The organism is Albibacterium profundi (assembly GCF_042159835.1).
GTDB lineage: Bacteria > Bacteroidota > Bacteroidia > Sphingobacteriales > Sphingobacteriaceae > Albibacterium > Albibacterium profundi.
In genome coordinates, this window is record NZ_JBBVGT010000002.1 from 1,551,483 (window position 1) to 1,575,343 (window position 23,861).

At 41.7% G+C, this 23,861-nt stretch carries 22 protein-coding genes; 16 read left to right on the plus strand and 6 right to left on the minus strand.

All coding sequences use genetic code 11. The features are described from left to right. Nucleotides 1-6: 6 nt before the first annotated feature. From WKR92_RS08395 to WKR92_RS08440, 10 genes are all read left to right on the plus strand, one after another. Complete coding sequence (locus tag WKR92_RS08395; RefSeq protein WP_375557969.1) at nt 7-444, plus strand: RrF2 family transcriptional regulator; 438 nt, start codon at nt 7-9, stop codon at nt 442-444. Nucleotides 445-685: 241 nt separating this feature from the next. After that, nucleotides 686-2,791, plus strand: a complete 2,106-nt coding sequence (locus WKR92_RS08400) for a ferredoxin-like domain-containing protein (RefSeq protein ID WP_375557380.1) — start codon at nt 686-688, stop codon at nt 2,789-2,791. Nucleotide 2,792: 1 nt separating this feature from the next. After that, on the plus strand, nt 2,793-3,557 hold the full coding sequence (gene cobA / locus WKR92_RS08405; protein WP_375557381.1) for a uroporphyrinogen-III C-methyltransferase: 765 nt from the start codon (nt 2,793-2,795) through the stop codon (nt 3,555-3,557). Continuing rightward, nucleotides 3,538-4,200 carry a precorrin-2 dehydrogenase/sirohydrochlorin ferrochelatase family protein gene (locus tag WKR92_RS08410; protein WP_375557382.1) on the plus strand — a complete coding sequence of 221 codons (663 nt, stop codon included), beginning with the start codon at nt 3,538-3,540 and terminating at the stop codon, nt 4,198-4,200. Before cobA ends, WKR92_RS08410 begins: the two co-directional genes overlap by 20 nt. A 2-nt stretch (nt 4,201-4,202) precedes the next feature. Then, nucleotides 4,203-4,913 carry a phosphoadenylyl-sulfate reductase gene (locus WKR92_RS08415; RefSeq protein ID WP_375557383.1) on the plus strand — a complete coding sequence of 237 codons (711 nt, stop codon included), beginning with the start codon at nt 4,203-4,205 and terminating at the stop codon, nt 4,911-4,913. 42 nt (nt 4,914-4,955) lie between these two features. Continuing rightward, on the plus strand, nt 4,956-5,846 hold the full coding sequence (gene cysD / locus WKR92_RS08420) for a sulfate adenylyltransferase subunit CysD (RefSeq protein ID WP_375557384.1): 891 nt from the start codon (nt 4,956-4,958) through the stop codon (nt 5,844-5,846). A gap of 21 nt (nt 5,847-5,867) precedes the next feature. Beyond that, the gene (locus tag WKR92_RS08425; protein ID WP_375557385.1) at nt 5,868-7,109 is read left to right on the plus strand and encodes a sulfate adenylyltransferase subunit 1; all 1,242 of its coding nucleotides are present in this window, start codon (nt 5,868-5,870) and stop codon (nt 7,107-7,109) included. 127 nt (nt 7,110-7,236) lie between these two features. After that, nucleotides 7,237-8,406: a trans-sulfuration enzyme family protein gene (locus WKR92_RS08430; protein ID WP_375557386.1), complete on the plus strand. Its 1,170-nt coding sequence runs from the start codon at nt 7,237-7,239 to the stop codon at nt 8,404-8,406. 3 nt (nt 8,407-8,409) lie between these two features. Beyond that, a complete protein-coding gene (locus tag WKR92_RS08435) occupies nt 8,410-8,826 on the plus strand; it encodes an OsmC family protein (RefSeq protein WP_375557387.1) in 417 nt (138 codons plus the stop codon). 86 nt (nt 8,827-8,912) lie between these two features. Next, a complete protein-coding gene (locus tag WKR92_RS08440) occupies nt 8,913-9,443 on the plus strand; it encodes a YceI family protein (protein WP_375557388.1) in 531 nt (176 codons plus the stop codon). Nucleotides 9,444-9,482: 39 nt separating this feature from the next. Here WKR92_RS08440 and WKR92_RS08445 read toward each other — a convergent pair whose 3' ends face one another. The 5 genes from WKR92_RS08445 to WKR92_RS08465 are packed head-to-tail and all read right to left on the minus strand — an operon-like array spanning nt 9,483 to nt 13,092. Further along, a complete protein-coding gene (locus WKR92_RS08445) occupies nt 9,483-10,457 on the minus strand; it encodes a bifunctional riboflavin kinase/FAD synthetase (protein ID WP_375557389.1) in 975 nt (324 codons plus the stop codon). After that, on the minus strand, nt 10,454-11,170 hold the full coding sequence (truB, locus tag WKR92_RS08450; protein ID WP_375557390.1) for a tRNA pseudouridine(55) synthase TruB: 717 nt from the start codon (nt 11,168-11,170) through the stop codon (nt 10,454-10,456). Before truB ends, WKR92_RS08445 begins: the two co-directional genes overlap by 4 nt. Before the next feature lies 1 nt (nt 11,171). After that, nucleotides 11,172-11,966: an undecaprenyl-diphosphate phosphatase gene (locus tag WKR92_RS08455; protein WP_375557391.1), complete on the minus strand. Its 795-nt coding sequence runs from the start codon at nt 11,964-11,966 to the stop codon at nt 11,172-11,174. A gap of 3 nt (nt 11,967-11,969) precedes the next feature. After that, on the minus strand, nt 11,970-12,206 hold the full coding sequence (locus tag WKR92_RS08460; RefSeq protein WP_375557392.1) for a DUF3098 domain-containing protein: 237 nt from the start codon (nt 12,204-12,206) through the stop codon (nt 11,970-11,972). Nucleotides 12,207-12,213: 7 nt separating this feature from the next. Beyond that, nucleotides 12,214-13,092 carry a cell division protein FtsX gene (locus tag WKR92_RS08465; protein WP_375557393.1) on the minus strand — a complete coding sequence of 293 codons (879 nt, stop codon included), beginning with the start codon at nt 13,090-13,092 and terminating at the stop codon, nt 12,214-12,216. A 118-nt stretch (nt 13,093-13,210) separates the two neighbouring features. Here WKR92_RS08465 and leuS point away from each other — a divergent pair, with 118 nt between their 5' ends. Both leuS and WKR92_RS08475 read left to right on the plus strand, forming a co-directional pair. Next, nucleotides 13,211-15,991, plus strand: coding sequence for a leucine--tRNA ligase (leuS, locus tag WKR92_RS08470; RefSeq protein ID WP_375557394.1), 2,781 nt, complete (start codon nt 13,211-13,213; stop codon nt 15,989-15,991). A 119-nt stretch (nt 15,992-16,110) separates the two neighbouring features. After that, complete coding sequence (locus WKR92_RS08475; RefSeq protein WP_375557395.1) at nt 16,111-18,558, plus strand: TonB-dependent receptor domain-containing protein; 2,448 nt, start codon at nt 16,111-16,113, stop codon at nt 18,556-18,558. 79 nt (nt 18,559-18,637) lie between these two features. Here WKR92_RS08475 and WKR92_RS08480 read toward each other — a convergent pair whose 3' ends face one another. Continuing rightward, entirely contained in the window at nt 18,638-19,012 is a 375-nt protein-coding gene (locus tag WKR92_RS08480; protein WP_375557396.1) for a GreA/GreB family elongation factor, read from the minus strand. 264 nt (nt 19,013-19,276) lie between these two features. Between WKR92_RS08480 and WKR92_RS08485 the strand changes: the two genes are divergently transcribed. The 4 genes from WKR92_RS08485 (at nt 19,277) to WKR92_RS08500 (ending at nt 23,852) form a co-directional block, all read left to right on the plus strand. After that, entirely contained in the window at nt 19,277-20,353 is a 1,077-nt protein-coding gene (locus tag WKR92_RS08485) for an aminotransferase class V-fold PLP-dependent enzyme (protein WP_375557397.1), read from the plus strand. Nucleotides 20,354-20,441: 88 nt separating this feature from the next. Continuing rightward, the gene (locus WKR92_RS08490; RefSeq protein ID WP_375557398.1) at nt 20,442-21,791 is read left to right on the plus strand and encodes a M16 family metallopeptidase; all 1,350 of its coding nucleotides are present in this window, start codon (nt 20,442-20,444) and stop codon (nt 21,789-21,791) included. A gap of 19 nt (nt 21,792-21,810) precedes the next feature. Beyond that, nucleotides 21,811-23,637 (plus strand): M16 family metallopeptidase, encoded by a 1,827-nt coding sequence (locus WKR92_RS08495; protein ID WP_375557399.1) that lies wholly within the window; start codon nt 21,811-21,813, stop codon nt 23,635-23,637. A gap of 20 nt (nt 23,638-23,657) precedes the next feature. Next, entirely contained in the window at nt 23,658-23,852 is a 195-nt protein-coding gene (locus tag WKR92_RS08500; RefSeq protein WP_375557400.1) for a LolA-like protein, read from the plus strand. The last annotated feature ends 9 nt before the right edge of the window (nt 23,853-23,861 follow it).

The window sequence follows — 23,861 nt, forward strand, 5'->3', positions numbered from 1 at the left end:
ATGAGTATGTTAACAAAGAAGTCCAAGTATGGGATTAAAGCTTTAATCTTCCTTGGAAAGAATTATGGGAAGGAACCTGTGCAGATTATGAAGATTGCGACAGAGGAACAGATTCCGAAAAAATTCTTAGAGCAGATTCTGATCGAACTCCGTAACGCTGGTTTACTATACAGTATAAAAGGAGCTAAAGGGGGCTATAGTCTGAATAAGGACCCGAAAGATATACGCATGACCCAGGTGATCCGGTTATTGGATGGGCCGATTGCTCTATTGCCTTGTGTGAGTCTGAACTTTTACCGGAAATGCGATGAGTGTATTTCTGAAGAAATCTGCGGTATACGAGACACCTTTGCCGATGTTCGAGATGCTATGTTGCAAATTTTAAATGACACTAGTATCGCCGATATGATTGAGCGAGAAGACACCAGAATGCAGAACCTTTAATTTTATTTAACTGATATTCAGTACTTTAATTATTAGTTTCGCTTTTATTTAAATAAAGTATACTAAATACATAGGAATTATGTATATATTTGAATTATGAAAATTGCGAACATGAATTCATGGCTTAATATGATGTGTCTTCTTTGATGCAAGGCTCAGGCATGAATGAATATGTTGTATATAAATTTTGGCGGGCCTCTTTCAGTTAAGGGCCTTTTTTTTTGAACTATAATTTTGGCAAATGTTAAGTTTTCGTACTGAATTAGAAAATCCGGTTGTAGAGAAGGAAATTATTGAACTAGACAGGAAAATTCGCATGTTCCGAGGTGGGGAGCTCAATGATGATAAGTTTAAAAGCCTCCGATTGGCCCGAGGGATTTATGGACAGAGGCAACCCGGTGTTCAAATGGTACGAATCAAACTTCCGTTTGGTCAAGCCAGTTTTAAGCAATTATTGAAGATTTCAGATGTCTCGGATGAGTATGCAATTAAGAACCTCCACTTGACAACAAGACAGGATATTCAGATTCACTTTGTTAGTTTAGATCGCACTCCGGAGCTTTGGGCTGAGTTGGCAGAAGATGATATTACACTTCGGGAAGCTTGTGGGAATACGGTTCGGAACGTAACCGCATCGCCTGAAGCTGGAATCGATAAAGATGAGCCTTTTGATGTATCTCCTTATGCCCGGGAAATGTTTGAGTACTTAGTTAGAAATCCTATTTGTCAGGAACTGGGTCGGAAATTCAAATTAGGTTTCTCGTCGAGCGAAAAGGATTCAGCCTTTGCATATATTCACGATATCGGTTTTGTGCCACAGGTGCGGACGGTGAACGGAGTTGAGGAACGCGGGTTTCGGGTTATGTTAGGCGGCGGCTTAGGCGCGCAACCGATGGTTGGCTTCTTAGTACACGATTTCTTGCATGAGGATCAAATTATTCCTTTTGCAGAGGCTGCAATTCGTGTGTTTGGCCGCCTCGGCGAACGGAACAATCGCAATAAGGCGCGCTTTAAATATGTAATTCAGAAGATGGGTCTTGAGGCTGTGATGGAATTGATCGAGGAGGAGTATCCTGCATTAAAATCCAAGACCTATAAGATTGACCGCGACAAGGTCAAGGCACCAACCTTGCCTTCATATGAAGGTGTTGTTCCCGAAAAAGTTGACGATCCATTAGCTTATGAAATATGGCGTAAGACGAATGTGCATGAACAGAAACAGGAAGGCTATTTCTCGGTATATGTGAAAGTGCCAACCGGAGATATTAGCACGAAAAAGGCCCGCATCCTCATAGCGGGCCTGAGAGGATATGCGGCTGATGAGGTTCGGGTAACACAAAATCAGGGTCTTTTATTAAAATATATTAAGGAAGAAGGTTTGCCACATGTGTACAATGTATTGCGTGAAATAGATTTAGCCTCTCCGGGCTTTGATAGTGTAGCAGATATTACCACTTGTCCGGGTACCGATACCTGTAACCTGGGTATTTCAAATAGCACGGAAATGGCTCGTGTATTGGAGAATTTGATTTTCACGGAATATTTTGACTTGATTTATAACCGGGACCTGAAAATCAAAATTAGTGGATGCATGAATTCATGTGGGCAACATAGTTTGGCTCATATCGGATTCCACGGTAGCTCGTTGAAGGCCGGCAAGTCGGTTGTGCCAGCAGCACAGGTAATGTTGGGCGGAGCAAAACTGGGAGGTGGTTTTGGCCGCGCTGCCGATCGGGTAATCAAGGTTCCATCAAAACGGGTGGAGCATGTGCTAAGAGCACTAATCGATGATTATCAGGCAAACGCTTCAGATGGAGAGCTTTATCACGATTATTATGATCGTCAGACAAAAGATTATTTTTACAGACTTTTAAAACCTTTAGCAGATATTGCCAGTATTACGGAGGATGAGTTTGTGGACTGGGGTCAGAAAGGAAACTATCAAAAGGAAATCGGTATTGGTGAATGTGCAGGGGTGATTATTGATTTGGTGGCGACTTTATTATATGAGACCGAAGAGAAACTAGCGTGGGCGAAAGAAAGCTTTGAAAATAAGGCATGGTCAGACGCAGTTTTTCATGCCTATAGCGTATTCATTAGTGGAGCGAAGGCACTGCTGTTAGATAAAGGGTTAAATGGCAATTCGCATGTGTCTATTATCGACGGTTTTGAAGAGAATTTTGTAGATACGGGTGAGTTTCCGCTGAGGGACAGCTTCTCAAATATAGTCCTTCAGATCAAGTCGAACGATCCGTCACAAGAATTCGCTACTTCCTATTTGAAAGAAGCGGAAGAGTTTTATCAGGCAATTTCTCAAGTAAGGGATCTTGCTAGCATTACAGATTAGAATGACAAAAACGTCGAAAATAACGCTGGTTGGAGCCGGTCCGGGAGGGACAGACTTGATTAGTCTTCGGGGCTTAAAGGCCTTGGCGAAAGCGGATGTAGTATTATATGATGCTTTAGTCGATGAGGAATTGCTCCAATATTGTCCGCAGGCGGTTCACAAGATATTTGTAGGTAAAAGAGCAAGTAATCATGCTTACCGTCAGACTGAAATCAATCAGATGCTGGTCGATTTTGCTTTGTCGCACGGTCATGTTGTGCGATTGAAAGGGGGCGACCCATTTGTTTTCGGTCGTGGTTTTGAAGAGATTGATTTTGCTAAGAAGTTTGATATCCCAACGGAGGTAGTTCCGGGTATATCGAGTGCCATTGGTGTGCCGGGTCTTCTGGGAATCCCGATCACAAATAGAGGGACTACCGAAAGCTTTTGGGTGATTACGGGAACAACAACGAAGGGTGAAATTTCTCACGATGTGTATAGTGCTGCTAAGACGTCGGCGACCGTGGTGATTCTTATGGGAGTACGAAAATTGTCTGAAATTGTAGCGATTTATAAAGCTGAGGGAAAGGATGATCTCCCCATCGCGATCATACAAAATGGTGCGATGCCGAATGAGAAAATAGTGTTGGGTGATATCCGTTCAATTGAAAAAAAAGCGGAAGAATTGTATATTGGCTCGCCCGCTGTGATCGTAGTCGGAAATGTGGTAGCTTTGCACGAAGCTTACCAAGAAAAAATAAATAATAATGAGCTTGTTCATGTCTGAAACAGCGAAAAATAAGAGGACAGAAGTAGAGTCGAATGATCTCTTTCCTGTGTTTTTGAAACTTCAGAATTTTCACACCTTGTTGGTTGGTGCGGGGAATGTCGGCTTGGAAAAGCTCACCGCTTTAGTAAATAATTCGCCGCACGCTCATATTCGAGTTGTTGCTACCCGGATATCGGCCGATTTTCAAGAGCTTGCAGATCGTTTCCCCAATGTAGTAATTGCTGAAAGACCTTTTCAGGAAGATGATCTGGACGGGATGACCTTTGCCGTTTTGGCGACAGATAATCATCTTTTGCACCGCTATATTTATGAGTTGGCTAAAGAGAGAGGAATCTTACTTAACGTTGCTGATACACCGAATTTATGTGATGTTTATTTGGGATCGATTGTAAAAAAAGGGAATCTTAAGATTGGGATATCTACCAATGGTAAGTCTCCTACTCTTGCTAAGCGGCTTAGAGAAGTGTTGAACGACGGTCTGCCAGAGGAAATCGACGAGATATTGGATGATTTGAGCGCCATTCGAGAATCGCTGAAGGGAGATTTCTCGTATAAGGTTAAGAAGTTAAATGAATTGACGGCAAGCCTGGTTGCCCAAAAGCTTGATAATATTGACGGTGAGTCGTCAAAAATAAAATAGATATGAGCAAAATAGAACATGTCGAAGAATTGATCAAGGGAAAAGACCCTCAGGAAGCATTAAGGCTTCTAGCAGAAAACTTTAGAGGCGAGATTGTTTTTTCAACAAGTTTTGGTTGGGAAGATCAGGTGATTACAGACATGATTTTTTCGAACGATCTGTCCATTGATGTTTTTACGCTTGATACAGGGAGACTGTTTAAGGAAACCTATTCTGTTTGGAACCGGGTGCGAGAGCGGTATAAGAAGAACATACTGGTTTATTACCCAGATCGTGTTAAATTAGAAAAAATGCTAGGTGAGAAGGGACCAAATAGCTTTTACGAATCTGTAGAAAACAGGAAGGAATGCTGTGGAATCCGGAAGGTGGAACCTCTAAATAGAGCTTTGAAGGGAATGAAGATTTGGGTTACTGGTATTCGGGCAGATCAATCGGTTAATCGGGAACAGATGAATTGGGTAGAATGGGATGATGTACATCAGTTGATAAAGGTTCATCCGCTTTTCTTTTGGACCCTAGATGAGGTAAAAGATTATGTCCGAGAGCATAATGTGCCTTACAATTCTCTTCATGATCGAGGTTTTCCTAGTATCGGCTGTGCACCCTGTACACGGGCTGTGCAACCTGGCGAAGATTTTCGTGCCGGAAGATGGTGGTGGGAAGATCAAAGTAAAAAGGAGTGTGGCTTGCATATTACCAGTGAGGCATCATAAACGAACAACCATATAGCAAATAAAAAAGTAGATATAGAAAGAATGGATTATTTAGATCATTTAGAGGCGGAGGCAATTTCAATTCTGCGGGAAGTAGCAGGCCAGTTTGAAAAACCGGCCCTTTTGTTCTCGGGTGGAAAAGATTCAATTACCCTGGTGCACTTGGCAAAAAAAGCATTCAGGCCGGGTAAGTTTCCGTTTCCCTTAGTGCATATTGATACGGGACATAATTTTCCCGAGACGATTGAATTCCGTGACAAGTTGATTGCAGACTTGGGAGAGCGATTGGTGGTAGGCTTGGTGCAGGACGCTATTGACGAAGGAAGGGCGGTGGAGCAAAAAGGCAAGAATGCTAGTAGAAATCCGCTGCAAACGGTTACTCTTTTGGAAACGATCGAAAAGAATCAGTTTGATGCATGTATCGGCGGTGCCCGTAGAGATGAAGAAAAAGCTCGTGCAAAGGAGCGAATCTTTTCAGTACGGGATGAATTTGGTCAGTGGGACCCGAAAAGACAGCGTCCAGAACTTTGGAATATTTTTAATGGACGTATTCAGAAAGGTGAAAATGTTCGTGTTTTCCCCATAAGTAATTGGACGGAACTGGATGTGTGGAATTATATAAAAAGGGAGAACATAGAGATCCCGTCGCTGTATTTTGCGCATGAACGCGACTGTATTCTAAGAAATGGTCAGTGGATGACTGCTGATCCAAGTTTGAATATGGATCACGAGGATCAGGTAGTTAGGAAGAACGTTCGTTTTCGTACAATTGGTGATATGACCTGTACTGCCGCGGTCGAATCAGATAAAGATGATATCGATGGAGTCATTGAAGAAATAAGCAGTTCAAGAATCTCTGAACGAGGTGCACGGATGGACGACAAAGTTTCCGAAGCTGCGATGGAAGACAGAAAAAAAGGCGGATATTTTTAGAATTAAGATAAAGAGAGTACAATGGATATATTAAAATTCATAACAGCGGGAAGTGTTGATGATGGTAAAAGCACCTTGATTGGTCGTTTGCTTTATGATACTGATTCCATATTGGAGGATCAGCTAGAGGCTATTCGAAATGCCAACCGTAAGAATGATGACGGGACGGTTGATTTAGCTATTTTGACGGATGGTTTAAAAGCAGAACGAGAACAAGGTATTACGATTGATGTTGCTTATAAGTATTTTCAGACGGATAAACGGAAGTTTATCATTGCAGATACACCGGGTCATATTCAATATACCCGAAATATGGTTACAGGTGCTTCGGGGGCAGATTTGGCCATTATACTGATCGATGCGAGGAAAGGTGTTATTGAACAGACAATCCGGCATACCTTCTTGGTATCGCTTCTGCAGATACAGCATGTGTTGGTTTGTGTCAATAAAATGGATATGGTTGACTATGATCAACTTGCCTTTGATAAGATTAAAGACGATTATTTGCGCTTCTCTGAGAAGCTGTCGATTCCGTCGATCGACTTTATCCCGGTTAGCGCCTTGAGAGGCGATAATATCGTGGATAAATCCACTAACATGTCGTGGTATAACGGACCTTCATTGCTTCACTTCCTGGAAACGGTCGAAGTAGAAAAAGGGAAGGCTAGCAATGTGGGCCGCTTTCCTGTACAGTGGGTTGTGAGACCACAAACGGATGAACTCCATGATTATAGAGGATATGCAGGAAGGATTGTGGGTGGCGAATTCAACGTAGGAGACGAGGTGGTTTCATTACCTTCGGGTTTCCGTACTTCTATCACGCATATTGAGCTGAACAACGAGCAACTGGAAACAGCAGCTGAGGGGCAATCGGTTATTTTAAGGTTGAAAGATGACTTGGATATCAGTCGCGGTGACTTAATCGTGTCGGCAAATGGTGAAAGCCCAAATTTGACGAAGGATATAGAAGCGTCAATCTGTTGGATGGACGTACGCCCCTTAGATCTTTCACAGACTTATTTACTTCAGGTCAATAGCAAGGTGTCTCGTGTTAAAGTACGAGATGTTCATCATAAAATTAATATTAACACCCTAGACGAAGTCGAGGCGGATAGCTTTGGGTTGAATGATATCGGTCGCGTCTCCTTACGATCCGCCGACGAGCTTGCTATTGATTCGTATGTCAATAATAAAGCTACGGGCGGTGCCATTCTAATTGACAGCCGAACCAATCTTACGGTGGGAGCTTTGATGTTCGACTGATTTTAACAAAGCTTACGAAAACTTCGAAAATTCCCTTGTAGATTTAATGTTTTCATTAAATTTGAATGAATATAAACAGATCGTTTAGCAAAGGTGCTTGGCGGTCTGTTTATTAGAATCAACTTGAATGAAAGAAGAAAGTAGGCTTATTAGAGAACAATTCCCGCGTTCTCAAAATCGGGAACATTCGGTTCCCATGTATTTAACTTCTAGTTTTATCTTCGATGACGCAGAGCAGTGCCGAGCGATATTCGCGAATGAACAGGAAGGAATCATTTACTCCAGATATTCGAATCCGAATACCTCAGAGTTCGTTAACAAAGTTTGTGCAATGGAAATAGCGGAAGCAGGTCTGGCTTTTTCTTCGGGAATGGCTGCTGTATTCGCTTCTTTCGCTGCGCTACTGAAAAATGGAGATCATGTGGTTTCTTCGCGGGCGATTTTCGGTTCAACACACCAGCTCTTTACCGAGTTGTTTCCGAGATGGGGGATTACACACACTTATGTGGACGCTACTAAACCAGAGCAATGGGAAGATGCCATTCAGGATAATACAAAAATGATTTTCTTAGAAACGCCTTCTAACCCCGGTTTGGAACTGGTTGATCTAGAGTGGTTAGGATCATTCAAACAGAAATATCCGCATATTATTTTGAGTATCGATAATTGTTTTGCAACTCCATACCTTCAGAAGCCAACACAATATGGTTTCGATCTTGTAAGCCATTCGGCAACGAAATATATCGACGGTCAGGGAAGAGTTTTGGGCGGTGTTGTTGTGGGAAGAAAAGATTTGATTGACGAGATGATGTTTTTTATCCGTCATACAGGTCCTGCCATGTCCCCGTTCAACGCTTGGGTTCTGTCAAAAAGTATTGAAACATTGCCTTTGCGAATGGATAGGCACTGCAGCAATGCGCTTGCTGTAGCCGAGGCACTGGAAGCTCATGAGGAAGTTGAATCCGTGCGTTATCCTTTTTTACCGTCGCATCCGCAATATGAGCTTGCTAAGAAACAGATGAGGTTGGGTGGAGGAATTGTTACCTTTGTGGTGAAGGGCGGATATGAGCGCGCGAAGCGGTTTATGGATGCCATGGAGATGATCTTGATTACGTCAAATCTGGGGGATTCTAGAACGATCGCGACACACCCCGCTTCGACAACACATTCGAAGCTAAAAGAGGAAGAACGCCTTAATTTGGGGATTCTTCCCGGAACGATACGTATATCCGTGGGATTAGAGGATATCGATGATATTAGAGACGATGTATTGCAAGCATTGGAAAAAAGCAAATAGGTTATGGAAGTTAATTTGAAAAGAGTAAATAAGGCCGTTCATTTTGAAGCTTCAGCGTCAAGTTCACCCGTAACGGTGCATATTGATGGTTCTCCGGACATCGGCGGTGAAGGGAATGGAGTGAGACCAATGGAGCTGGTATTAATGGCTTTGGGATCTTGTAGTGTGCTGGATCTGTTAAGTATCTTAAAGAAGCAGAGGCAACAGGTGGATGATGTGAAGATTAAGGTGACGGGTAACCGAAGAGAGGCTATCCCCAATGTTTTTACAGACATCCATATTGAATTTTTCCTGATTGGGGACATTGACCAAGCTAAAGCTGAGAAGGCCGCTGAACTGGCAGTTAAGAAATACTGCTCAGTTCATGATATGCTCGCTGACGGCGGTATCGAGATAAGCTACGGGATTCAATTAAATTAAACAAAAACTCAGTCTTTCTGTTTGTGTTTATGAAGATTACATCGGCATGAACCGATGTGTATTTGATTAAATTTAATTGATTTCTTATGGCAACTAAATGGGTTCTTGACCCCACACATTCGGAGGTTAATTTTAAAGTAAAACATCTCGTAATATCAACTGTATCGGGTCGTTTCCGTTCTTTCGATGGTACAGTAGAAAGCAATGACGATTCAGACTTCGAGTCAGCAAAGGTTGCTTTCTCAATTGACGCAGCCAGCATTGATACCAATCAGCAGCAGCGGGACGACCATCTTCGGTCGGGCGACTTCTTTGATGCGGAAACCTACTCATCTATAAGCTTTGTGTCAACTTCTGTGAAATCCGTGGGAGACAACGAGTATATTATTGAAGGTGATTTGACCATAAAAGACGTCACGAAGAAGGTTGAACTGAAGGCCGAATACGGTGGGAGTGTTACGGATGCTTATGGCAATTTTAAAGTAGGATTTGAGGTAACAGGCAAAATCAATCGTAAGGACTTTGGCTTAGAATGGAACGCGGTTACGGAAGCAGGCTCCGTTGTCGTGGGGGATCGGATTAACATTCAAGCTTCTGTACAGTTTGTGAAGCAATAAAATCCTTTTTGCTAAACTGTATTTCTAGCAATTTAAGATCTAGCAATTTAAGAGTTCGCGTATTCTTCGTTCATCTTCCTGGATCTGCTTGATCATATCCTCAAGGATGTCAAAGCGAATGTCATGTCTGATAAAATGAAGGAATTTCACTTGCAGTGATTTACCGTATAGGTTTTCATTGAAGTCGAATAGGTGAACTTCAATACTGCGCGTAATGCCATTTACCGTTGGGCGAGTGCCGATATATCCCATCCCTTTGAACGTTGCCGTATGATCATGACTTTGAAAGACACCTTCCTTCACTTGGATATCATCAACAATACTGACTTCGACAGCATAGATACCATAAGCCGGAATAAGCTTATAGTTTTCTTCGATATGTAAATTAGCAGTCGGATATCCGATATCGCGACCAATCTGTTTGCCCATGACCACAGATCCAGTCAATTCATACGGGTAGCCGAGGTAGTTATTGGCAATCTCTATTTGTCCTTTGATGAGTGCTTCGCGTATTTTCGTTGAAGATACGGTCACCTCATTGATGTCTTGTTCGGAAATTTCCTGTACACTATATCCATATAGAGATGAATAAGCTAAAAGGTCGGTTAACGAGCCGGTGCGATCTTTCCCGAAACGGTGATCGTAGCCGATAACGATTTTACTAAGACCAATTTTACTCACCAATACATCTCGGATATAGTCTTCCGGACTCTGTAATGAAAATTCGCGTGTGAAAGGTGTAATGATGAGATGATCTAATCCACTAGCTGCAAGGTGACGAGCTTTTTCCTCGATGGTACTAATCAATCGTAAGCTATCATCTTCCGGATGAAGGATCATCCTTGGGTGAGGAAAGAAAGTGAGCATAACCGTTTCTCCCTTAATATCTTTAGCACTTTCCTGTAAGCTAGCCAATATTTTCTGGTGTCCAATGTGTACGCCATCGAAAGTCCCGATAGTGACAACAGCATTGTCGATAGGTATAAAATCTTCTATATTCTTATAGATTTTCATATCTCTTTCACCTTATTTTCTCGAATATGATTTACCAATTCCATTACGCCATATGCATCTTGAACCAAAAAATCACCACTTCTTGTGCGTCTTAGAGAGTGTAGATAAGCACCGCTGTGGAGTGCGCGACCTAAGTCGTGTGCGAGCGATCGTATATACGTTCCCTTACTGCACACCACCTTAAAGCTAATTAATGGGAGTGTAATATCGGTAATTTCGAACGAATTTATAATGACAGTCCGTGGTCTGCGCTCAACTTCTTCACCCCGTCGTGCCTTTTCGTACAAGCGTTCGCCGCCGATTTTAATCGCAGAATGCGACGGTGGATATTGTTGTATTTCGCCGATAAACTGCTTTGAAGCTTCTTTTATTTGCTCCGGTGTGATATTGCTAATATCAAATTCTTGATCTATCTCTGTCTCGAGATCATAAGAAGGTGTCGTGGCGCCCAAGTGGATCGTGCCCGTATATTCTTTCTCCTGCGCTTGTAGCTGGTCGATTGTTTTCGTTTTTTTTCCGGTACAAAGAACCAACAAGCCCGTTGCTAGCGGATCTAAGGTTCCCGCATGGCCTACCTTGATTTTGAGCGGTTTAATGGAGTTTCGTATCTTCCCAACAACGTCAAAACTGGTCCACCGTAATGGTTTATCAATTAATAATACCTCGCCCGCCTGAAAATCAAAGTCAGGAAACTTCGTTTGCTCTGAATGCATGTTAAACTACGCTTAAGCTCTGTCCGCTTAATAATAAAACAATAATGACTAACCCTACAATAATCCGATACCAGCCAAATAGTTTAAATCCGTGTTTCGTTAAGAACCCTATAAATGATCGGATCGCTATGATCGCTACGACAAAGCCCACAATATTTCCAATAACCAGGATATTAACTTCGTCGGATGTCAGCTGACCGCCGTCCATGAAATAGTCGATCAACTTTTTGCCGGTTGCCCCGAACATGGTGGGAACCGCCAAGAAAAAAGAAAACTCTGCAGCAGACTTTCTGCTTAGCTTTTCTGCCATACCACCGACGATACTGGCACCTGATCGTGAGGTTCCAGGAATCATCGCTAAACACTGGTATAAACCGATTCTAAATGCTTTGGCATATGATATATCATCTGAGTCGTCAATTTTAGGTTTGTTGAACCATTTGTCAACAAAAAGCAGAACTACCCCTCCGATAACTAATGATATGGCTACAGTCATCGGGCTTTCGAGCATGGTGTCTATGAGATCGCTGAAAACTAATCCTAAGACCGCAGCCGGCAAGAATGCTACAAAAAGCTTGTAATAAAAATCGAGTGATTTAAAAAATCGCTTGAAGTAAAGAACAACCACCGAAAGAATGGTTCCGAGCTGGATTGCCACGGTAAATAATTTTACAAAAGGTGTTGATTCCATCCCAAGCAGAGAAGTGGCAATAATCATGTGACCGGTAGAAGAGACCGGTAAAAACTCAGTCAGCCCTTCAACGATGGCTAAGACTAAGGCTTCAAATAAACTCATACTTTAATCGCGTTTGGGTTTTTTTAGGATGGCTACAAAGCCAAGGGCAAAACCAGCTATGACTACAATGGGAGCCAGGGTGATTTTCGTAAAACTATATATATCCGTAGTGCCGGACATGAGAATAAATCCGATAAGAATGACGATTATGCTGGCAATCATTAATTGATAATTAATCTTGCCAAATACCATTCCGCTGACTTTGTTTTTTGCTTGAGAATCTTTGATGTTTTGAGCCATAATGATCTTATCTATATAAGTCGTTCATTCTTAATCTTAAATATTTTGATACAGCAAAATAGGTGCTTAATCCCGATATAAGGATGCCAAGTATAACAATGCCGATGAATATTAATGCAAATTCAAAATAGTTCCGCAAGATAACAAGTTCGGGAATCTGTTGTTGGCCAAAATATAATACCAATAACAACATAATAATAGCGATGATGGCACCAAGGAGACCGTGCACAATACCGTAGCCAATAAACGGACTTCGGATGAAACTTTTTGTAGCTCCTACCATCTGCATGCTTTTAATAAGGAAACGCTGTGAATACACTGCCAAGCGTATCGTGTTGTTGATCAGAGCAACCGCAATAATAAGCAAGATGCACGCGAAGCCAAGTATGATTAAACCAATGATGCGGATGTTTTTATTAACCATATCAATCAATGACTCCTGGTACACGACCTCTTGGATCATTGGATTTTCTGACAAATTCTCGGTAAATACATCGATGCTATCTTTATTTGCATATTCCGCTTTAAGGTATACATCAATAGACGATAGTAAGGGGTTATATCCTAAAAACTCTACAAAATCTTCCCCAAGATCCTGTTGCAGATTTCTTGCGGCTAATTCTTTACTGATATATTGAGTTTTCAGTACATATTTGTCTGCGTTGATTTCTTTTTGCAGATTAAGTACTTCTGCTTCTTTGGCATCGCCATTGACAATAACGTTTAAAACAATATTCTCTTTAACGTAATTGGAAAGGTTTTTTGCATGAACTAATATGAGGCCTAGTAAACCGGTCATGAGCAATACCAGAGCAATACTGATAACAGTAGAAATATAAACTGATTTTGTTTTTTTGGATGTGGTACTTACTTCAAACTCTTCCATATCACAGATTTAAAATGCGAAATTAACTAAATGATGTGAGAAAAAGACAATCCATGTATAAAAACTATCAATGCCATAAAAAAATTCTATTTTTGCCACTAAAGGAAAATGCAATAGAATGGATTACCAATTTAACGAAATAGAACATAAATGGCAAAAATTTTGGGCTGCCAACAAAACTTTTAAAGTAGATAATACGTCAGAAAAACCAAAATATTATGTATTAGATATGTTTCCTTATCCATCGGGAGCAGGCTTGCACGTTGGACATCCTCTTGGTTATATTGCCTCAGATGTGTACAGTAGATATAAGCGACTTCAAGGCTATAATGTATTGCATCCAATGGGTTATGACTCCTTTGGGCTGCCGGCAGAACAATATGCCATTCAAACGGGACAGCATCCTGCTGTTACAACCGAGCAAAATATCAACCGCTACCGGGTTCAACTGGATAAAATTGGTTTTTCATTCGACTGGAGTAGAGAGGTTCGGACGAGCGATCCGAATTACTACAAGTGGACGCAGTGGATTTTTATGCAGTTATTTGATTCTTGGTACAATAAGAAGAATGATAAAGCAGAGCCGATTAAATCGCTTATTGAGCACTTCGAGAAACACGGTAGCGAAGATATTGATGCGGTGGCCGACGAAAATACAAACAACTTTAAAGCCGAAGAATGGAACGCATTCACGGATGAAGAAAAGCAACGCGAGCTTTTAAAATATCGATTGGTGTATTTGAGAGAGAGCACTGTTAATTGGTGTGCTGCGTTGGGGACAGTTTTGGCGAACGATGAGGTTGTAGGAGGTGTTTCTGAACGTGGTGGTTATCCGGTTGAGCAAAAGAAGATGATGCAGTGGAGCATGCGTATCACCGCTTATGCAGAACGCCTGCTGCAAGGTTTGGAGACAGTCGACTGGCCGGAGCCTCTCATTGAAATTCAGCGTAATTGGATCGGGAAAAGTGTGGGAGCGTCTGTAAAATTTGATACTGAAACCGGAAAGGAGATCGAAGTGTTCACAACACGTGTGGATACGATTTACGGTACAAGCTTTCTGGTTTTAGCGCCGGAGCATGAATGGGTGGAAGAGTTGACAACAGATGAGCAGCGAGATGAAATAACCTGCTACTTAGATGCGACCAAGAAAAAGTCGGAATTAGAACGGATGGCCGATACGAAGACGGTTTCTGGTGCTTTTACGGGAAGCTATGCGATACATCCTCTGTCGGGCGAACGTGTTCCAATATGGATAGCCGACTATGTTCTTGCAAGTTATGGGACTGGTGCAGTTATGGCTGTGCCTTCAGGTGATCAACGAGATTATCTATTTGCAAAGCATTTCAATTTGCCCATTGTGCCTATCCATGATCAGCAGGATATTGAAGAAGAGGCTGATCCGTCCAAAACGGGTCGCTATATCAACTCAGACATTATCAATGGGATGACCTATGATGAAGCCGTGCCATTATTGCTTTCTAAGTTAGAGAAACTTGGCAAAGGACGGAAAAGGATAAACTATCGGATGAGAGACGCGATTTTCGGTAGACAACGCTACTGGGGAGAGCCTGTGCCCGTATACTTTAAAGATGGCTTGCCGCAGTTGATTGATGAAAAGGATTTGCCACTTGTTTTGCCAGAAGTAGATCAGTATCTGCCAACTGAAACAGGGGAGCCGCCTTTGGCCCGTGCGAAAGACTGGAAGTACCGGTCGACCTACGATTACGAATGGAGTACGATGCCTGGGTGGGCTGGCTCTAGCTGGTATTGGTATCGGTATATGGATGCAAATAATAACGACGAGTTTGTGTCTAAAGATGCTGTGAACTATTGGAGGGCTGTTGACCTTTATATAGGCGGATCCGAACATGGTACAGGACATCTGCTTTACAGTCGTTTTTGGAACAAGTTTTTAAAGGACCGTGGTTATGTGCCAGAAGAAGAGCCTTTTAAAAAGCTGATTAACCAGGGGATGATTCAGGGACGTTCAAATTTTGTTTACCGAATTGTAGATGAAGACGGAAAAGGAACAAACCGCTTTGTCTCTCACGGCTTAAAAGATCAATATAAAGTAACACCTATTCATGTTGACGTAAATATTGTTGTAAATGACATCTTGAATATAGAAAAATTCAGAGCGTCACGCAAAGAATATCAGGATGCAGAGTTGATATTGGAAGGGGGAAAATACTACTGTGGGCATGAGGTTGAGAAAATGTCTAAATCCAAATTCAACGTTGTAAGTCCTGACGATATTATTGCGACTTATGGTGCTGATACCTTAAGGATGTATGAAATGTTTTTAGGACCCTTGGAGCAGAGTAAACCGTGGAATACGAATGGAATTGAAGGTGTGTTTAAGTTTCTACGGAAGTTTTGGAAGCTCTTTCATGATTCAGAGTTTAATTTTGCAGTTTCGGATGAGAAGGCGAGTCCTGCCGAGCTAAAGGCCTTACATAAAATTATCAAGAAGGTGCAAGAAGACATTGATCGCTTCTCATTTAATACTTCTATTTCCGCATTTATGATCTGCGTTAATGAGTTAACCGACCTTAAATGCAATAAACGTGATGTTTTGCAAGAGCTATGTATTGTGCTATCTCCTTATGCTCCACATATTACCGAGGAATTGTGGGAAAAATTAGGAAATCAGGCAGGCTCACTGAGTTTTGCAAATTATCCTACGTTTAATCCTCAGTATCTAGTCGAAAATGAATTTGAATACCCGGTTTCGGTGAACGGAAAAGTTCGTACGAAAATTACGTTCTCGTTGGATCTTGAAAATTCAGAAATTGAAAGACAAAGTCTCGAAAATGAGGATATTCAGCGTTATACTGAAGGAAAGACTCCTAAAAAGATAATTATCGTAAAGGGTAGAATTATTAACATCGTGGTGTAATCTTTAGGGTGTAAATCTATTTCATATGTGCTTGTAACGTACTTGTTGCTTTGTTTTCGATGACAAGATGTAACAATCGCTCGCTCAAAGAGACTAATTGAGCAAAGAGAAACACACACATGAAAAGAATACTACTATTTTCCCTGTTTGCGATATGGGGCCTACACGTGAATGCTCAGACAAAAGGAGCGGTAAAAGGATCTGTTATTGATTCGGCTACCAATCTTCCTGTCGATTATGCAACCATAGCATTATTTGCGGAAGGTAAAGAAGTTAGCACAAATGGAGCTTTAGCTGATGATAAAGGGTTGTTTACGATTACCGAGGTGCCCGTTGGAACCTATCGCGTTGTGGTGAACTTCCTAGGTTATGTAGAACGAACCATACCGACCATCGAGGTTACAGCTGGGACAGTTGATCTAGGCAAGATCTTGTTAACTCCATCAGCTACGCAATTGTCCGCAGTTGACGTTGTCGGCGAAAAACCGTTAATCGAGAATAAAATTGACCGACTGGTTTATAATGCAGAGCAGGATGTAACCTCCGCAGGTGGAAACGCTACTGATGTCTTAAGAAAAGTGCCTTTATTGTCGGTTGACATGGACGGTAATGTCTCCCTTCGCGGTGACCAGAACGTAAAGATCTTAATCAATGGAAAGCCTTCTGGAGCGATGTCTAATAATGTTGGCGACGCACTGAAGATGATTCCCGCCGATCAAATTGCCAATGTTGAAGTGATTACGAGTCCCTCAGCGAAATATGATGCAGAAGGAACGTCAGGAATTATCAATATCGTCACCAAGAAAAAGAACATCGTGGGCGTTAGCGGTTCGTTGAATGCCGGGATTGGAACCAGGCAAAATAATTCAAATGGAAATATCAACCTACGGAAAGGTAAATTTGGAGTAACGGCAAACGCTGGAGCTCATTGGTCGTGGCCGCAAACTACGACGATTGGCTTTACACAAATTGACAATTCGGGGACAACCACATTAATGCAGAATGGATCTAGCGAAGCTCAGCGTCTTGGCGGACGGGGATCCATTGGTGTAGATTATGATCTAGACGACAATAACCTTTTTAATACGACTTTCTCACTGAATAAGTTCAGCATGGATATGGAGGGGGTGTCTACATCTACCTACCTGAACAGCCCGAATCTGGTGAGTAATTCTGATCAAGATAGAGGCTTCAATGGTTTCGATTGGTCGCTCGGTTATACCCATAAATTCGAAAAGCCAAAACAAGAGCTATCGGTTGTAGGTCAGTTTTCTAGAAATAAAAATAATACCGACTATTCAACCCTTTATACAGAAGGCAACCGCTTCAGTGAGCTCGGTGTAAATGATGGAATCAATGATGAGTTGACCATGCAGATTGACTATGCTCATCCTTTTGGCGAAAAAGCGACACTTGAAGTCGGAGCAAAAACGATTTTACGTGATATCAGCAGTTTGTCCGATATACGCGAACTTATTGATGGTTCTTATGTATTAAACCCGAGCCGTTCTTACGATTATAGCTACGATCAGGACGTGGCGGCAGGTTATGCTTCATTGAACTATACGATTAGCGAAAAATATCAGTTGATGGCTGGTGTGCGAGCCGAACATACCAAATTAAATGGCGAGTCTGTGGCAAGCTTTGATGCTTTCGAGAATGATTATTTAAATATACTGCCGAGTGCGGTTATCTCCCGTAAGCTCGGTGCTATGTCAAGTTTGAAATTGAGCTATAATCAGCGGATTCAACGCCCTAGCTTGTTCTACTTGAATCCGTTCAGAAATACATCTGATCCGATTAATCAAAGCGAAGGTAATCCAGAATTGAAGCCTGAGCTATCACACAACTTTGAGTTGGGTTACTCAACATTCATTCAAGGCGGAACGGTCCTAAACGCATCGGTTTATTATCGGTTGACGAATGATGTGATTGAGAGTTTGGTTAAGACTATCGATAATCCGGACAATGCAGATCAGCCTATTGTGTTACAGACCTTTGATAACATCGGTCAGAATAGATCGTTCGGAACAAACTTATTTGCATCGGTTTCTCCGATAAGGAATCTGACCTTGCGTACAAACTTGAATCTTTATACCTATGATATTGACGCTAGTGGTGTCAGTGGCAACTTAAGTACAGAAACTGATGAGACGCATTTTATGTATCGAGCCTTTGTTAGTGGAACCTATAATATTGCTAGCAGTGGTTTTATTGCGGAGACGTTTTTTATGCTTAATTCGCCAAGACGGACTTTCCAAGGGACGAATCCATCGTTTAGTATGTGGAGTGTAGGGTTTAAGAAGGAGCTATTTGATAAAAAAGCCAGTATCGGTGTGAATATCATTGATCCATTTAATGAAAACAAATTCTTCGATTCGGAAATCTTTACGCCTGACTATACGCAAAAATCAAGTGTAGGCGTGCCTTTCCGTTCATTCGGCATTACTTTTAGCTGGAACTTCGGAAAAATGGACTTTAACCAGACTAAGAAGAGAAGACGTGGCATTAGCAACGATGATCAAAAGCAAGGAGAGAGTCAACAAGGACAAGGAATGCCGCAATAATATTGCATGAGTATTAAAGTCAAAAAAGGCAGTGATTATAAAATCTCTGCCTTTTTTCTTGATGAAGTCTTTTTTTGATTTATGGATTTTTCACTTCTAATATTTTATAAGTGCGAACACCTACAGGCATTTTCCATTCTACTTCGTCACCAATTTTGAAACCGATGAGCGCTGAGCCGATCGGCGTTAGAAATGATATTTTTTGCTGTTTCATATCAGCTTGAGCGGGCTCTACAATTGTAACCGTTGTTTTAACTTTGCTCTGTTGATCCTGAATGGTTACTTGCGAGTTAATCCTAACTCGGTCGGCCGGTACTTTATCCTTTTTTACAACTTCAGCCCTGCTCAACTCATATGCGAGAGACATCGGGTTGTCGGGGTTAGGGGTAACGTGGTTTCTTAAAATGTTGTAGTCTTCTTCACTTAATACTACATTGTTATTTTTTGTTTCCATGAGTGCTGTTCTAATAATTATTAAAAAAATCGACAGAAAATTTAATAAAAAATGTTTGAGTCTATGAATACGTGCTGGCTAGCCTGTATTTACAAAATGAGGAATTTCATGAAACAGGGATATCGCAGCTTCGAACTTCGACAGCGATCCAGTGGACAATATGAGATATTCTGTTTCATTTTCCCAAACATAATAAATAAATCATAAAACAGCAATAAACTTTTTTTGTTCGTTTTTCTTCTCGAGAATTAAGTATTTTTATTGATGATGAAAAAATTATTCCCTATTCTTTCCCACCAAACCTATGTCGACACGGCGAGTTCATGCATCCTGACGAGCGATTTGCACGCTTGGCGACAACAACACGAGGCCGATTTCCTTGCCAATGGCAGTCAGTTCCGGACAGAACAAGGACCGTTTATTGAGTCAGTGCGAGCGGTTGTCAAAGCTTTTTTCAATGCTAAACATGCTTTTTTAGTGCCGAACTTCTCTTTAGCCTTCAATGCGTTTTTGGAGACGTGTTCGACCGACGAACGTTTTTTACTAATGGAAGGTGAGTACCCGTCTATCTCACATCCCATCGAAGCTCGCGGCTTCGAAACTACTATCTTAGAGGTGGACGAGAACGTTGAGCAACGTATCTATCAGGCTGTAAAGAAGTACAGGCCGTCAGTTTTTGCATTTAGTATCGTGCAGTATATCAATGGGTTTGCATTGAGCCTGGATTTTATAAAGCAGTTGAAAAAAGATTTCCCAGAACTGTTATTGGTGGCCGACGGAACTCAGTATTGTGGAGCGGGTACATTGGATTTTGATGATAGCGGGCTCGATGTGTTGGCTGGTAGCGGTTATAAGTGGTTGCTTGCCGGTTATGGCAATGGTTATATTCTGATGAACGACTCGGTCTACAACGGGATATGCAAAAGTCTCGAAAACGTAAAAATTTCAGCGGAATTCAAAGCTCGTGATAAAGATGCCATATCTGCACATTTTGAGCCTGGACACTTGGATACGTTGAATTTCGGTTCTTTGAAGCAATCGCTTTTATTTTTGGATTCACTGGGAATGAACTTCATTGAAACTCAAATTGCAAATTTGTCAATGCAAGCTAAAGACGCATTTGTTGAATTAGACTTGTTGGACGATTTGCTTGTTAAACGAAACGAGGTTTCCAGTATTTTTAACATCAAAGGTGATCGTATTCTGTTTGAAGCATTACAGAAAGAGAAAATTATTTGTATCCCTCGAGGCGACGGTATTCGAATTTCTTTTCATTTTTTTAATACGAAGGACGATTTAGATAAAATATTGCAAGTAATTAAAAGAAATATTTCTAGATAGTGAATAATTCACGCGGATGTAACAAACACCCTGCATGTTGGTCTAAAATGTGTATTTTGCACATGCCTAAAAAATAAAGATTGATTAAATGAAGAAAAAATTACTAGGTTATGCCTTAGGGATTATATTCCTTGGCGCAGGTCTGAGCGCCCACGCTCAAAATGAAATAGAGTTTAAGGAATTTAAACTGGATAATGGCCTGAACGTCATTATGCACCAAGATAATTCTACACCAATTGTAGCCGTATCGGTCCTATATCATGTCGGTTCAAAAAATGAAGATCCGGAACGTACAGGCTTTGCCCACTTCTTTGAACATCTACTGTTTGAAGGAACGGAAAATATCGAGCGTGGTGAGTATATGAAGAAAATACAAGCCATTGGGGGAACTTTAAATGCCTTTACTTCCAGTGACCAAACCTATTATTATGAAGTTGTACCATCTAACCATCTGGAAACAGCTTTGTACATGGAAAGCGAACGTATGTTGCACGCTAAAATTGATACGATAGGTGTCAATACACAACGTGAAGTTGTAAAAGAGGAGCGGAGACAACGTTACGAAAACCAGCCTTATGGTACCATTCTGCCAGAAGTGTTAAAGCGAGCCTATCATGTTCACCCGTATCAATGGCCACCGATAGGTTCGATGGATCACTTGAACGCAGCGAAGCTAGGTGAGTTTATTGATTTTTATAAGACATTCTACGTGCCAAACAATGCAGTACTGAGTATTGCAGGTGACCTCGATTATGGACAAACGGAGGAGTGGGTTCGGAAATATTTTTCTGAGGTTCCTAAGGGGACAAAAGAAATTCCGCGTCCATCGGTAACAGAGCCAAAACGGAACAGTGAGATCAGGGATATTGTGTATGATAACATTCAGTTACCGGCCGTTATTGAGGCTTATAATCTCCCTCCCAAAAATCATCCTGATGCGTATGCGCTGGATATGTTGTCGACCTACCTAACTGGTGGTAAAAGTTCTTTGATGACAAAGGAGATCGTTGACAAGCAGCAAAAAGCATTGGCAGTGATGGCGATTCCGCTAACGTTGGAAGACGGCGGCGTGTTTTTGTTATACGGCATAGCCAATATGGGTATTGACGCAGATTCATTGGAGGCCAGTATCGATAAGGAAATTGAACGAGTTAAAGCAGAAGGTGTTTCGGAGAAGGATTTCCAAAAGCTACTAGCTCAGGTTGAAAATGCGGTTGTTTCGCAAAACGCATCCGTTGCCGGTATTGCTCAAAATCTAGCAGAAAGTAAAGTCTATTTCGGTGATGCTGATGAGGTGAATCATCAAATGGAGAAATACAATCAGGTGAAACGAGAGGATTTACAACGAGTAGCGAAGCAGTATTTTGACAAAAACGGACGCGTTGTTCTACACTATTTGCCGAAATCGGCTCAAGCTCAGGAAGAAGCTAAAAATTAAGAAATTTAAAATGCATACAATGAAAACGATAAGTTTATATATATTCTTTTTTCTGATTATCTCCGGAACTGCCTTCGCTCAGGTAGACCGTAGTCAGTACCCAGAACCCGGGCCAGCGCCGACTATCAACATTGGTGACGCAGAAACATTCACATTGCCAAATGGATTAAAAGTATTTGTGGTAGAAAATCATAAGCTGCCGCGCGTAACCTTTTCATTGGTATTGGATCGCGATCCGATTTTAGAAGGTGAAAAAGCAGGTTACATAGGTATGGTCGGCGATCTGATGATGGCCGGTACGGAGGAGTTAAGCAAAGAGCAACTCGATGAAGCGATCGACCAGATTGGCGCGCGGATTTATGTGTCTTCGTCCTCTGCAAGCGCTTCGTCATTAACGAAACATCAGGATCGTCTATTAGAATTGTTCTCAGCGGTTTTGTTCAAACCCAGCTTTCCGCAGGATGAACTGGATAAAATCAAAAAACAAACCATCTCTGGTTTAGCTGCGGCGAAAGATGATCCGAATGCTATTGCTTCAGTGGTAGAGTCGGCCGTAATGTATGGCAAGGATCACCCTTATGGAGAAGCAGCTACGGAAGAGACAGTTGCTAGTGTGGAAGTAGCAGATATAAAAAATTATTACAATACATATTTTAAACCAAATATCGGCTACCTAGCGATTGTTGGTGATATTACAAAAGGCGACGCTGAGAAATTAGTTAAGAAATACTTCAGTTCTTGGGAGAAAGGTGAGGTGCCTACCCACGAATGGGAGACTGTAAAAGGTCCTGCTTCAAATCAAGTAATTTTAGTCGACCGCCCAAGCAGCGTTCAATCGTTGATTTCGGTAAGCTATCCAATAGAAATGCAGCATAACGATCCGAATCGTATACCGGCCAGCTTGATGTCGTATGTATTAGGCGGCGGTTCTTCATCTCGACTTTTTCTGAACTTGAGAGAAGATAAGGGTTATACCTACGGCGCCTACTCTTCGTTGAGCCCCGATGAAATTGTAGGTTCATTCTCAGCAAATGCGAGTGTCCGGACGGAAGTGACGGATAGCGCTGCATATCAGTTTTTCTATGAATTGGATCGTTTAGCAGATAAGACGATTACCGAAGAAGAGTTGAATGCGGCGAAGGCATATTTGACCGGAAGCTTTGGTCGTTCCCTAGAAAGCCCTTCTACAATTGCAAGCTTTGCACTGAATACGGAAATTTATGACCTACCGAAAGACTATTACAAAAACTATTTGAAAAATCTGGATGCCGTAAGTGTCTCAAAAGCGAACGACATAACGTCCAAATATATCAGACCGGATAATGCTTATTTAATCATCGTTGGTAATGTAGCTGAGTTCGAAGATCAAATGGCTCAGTTCGGAGAAGTTAAAAGATACACGAAAGAAGGTTATCCTGAAGAGAAGAAAGCTGTTAATGCGGACGTGACTGCTGAAGGTGTTGTTGCAGACTATATTGAAAGTATTGGTGGTTCAGAGAAACTTCAGTCGGTGAAATCTCTCCGTCAAACGGGTGAGGCTGAGTTTCAAGGGATGATGATTTCGCAAGAGGCCGTAGTTGATAAAGACAGAAAGATGTTGGTGCAGCGTACCATGATGGGTGGTCAAGAAGTATCGAAGGTGAAAACCACTCAAGAGAAAACAATAGCATCGGCTATGGGACAAGAGCATGAAATGCCTGCAGAGATGCATGCAGCAATGAAGAACTCATTGTTGATTTTTCCTGAGTTAAGCTACAAAGAACGCGGCGTTAAGTTGACTCTCGACGGGATTACACAAATCAATGGGAAAGATGCCTATAAATTATCGTTGAAGACGGATCTGTAAAGACAGTTGAATATTTTGACGTGGAAAGCGGACTGAAAGTTAAGACAGAAAGTGCAACTGCAGGCGAAATCGAATACCTAGCTTACAAAGAGTTTGATGGTGTGAAGATCCCGACGACGCTTAGCGTAAAAACACCGCAATTGCCAGCGGCTATGCAAATGACTATGACGAATGTTGAGGTAAATCCTACGTTAACTGATGCGGATTTTGAATAGTCAGGCATA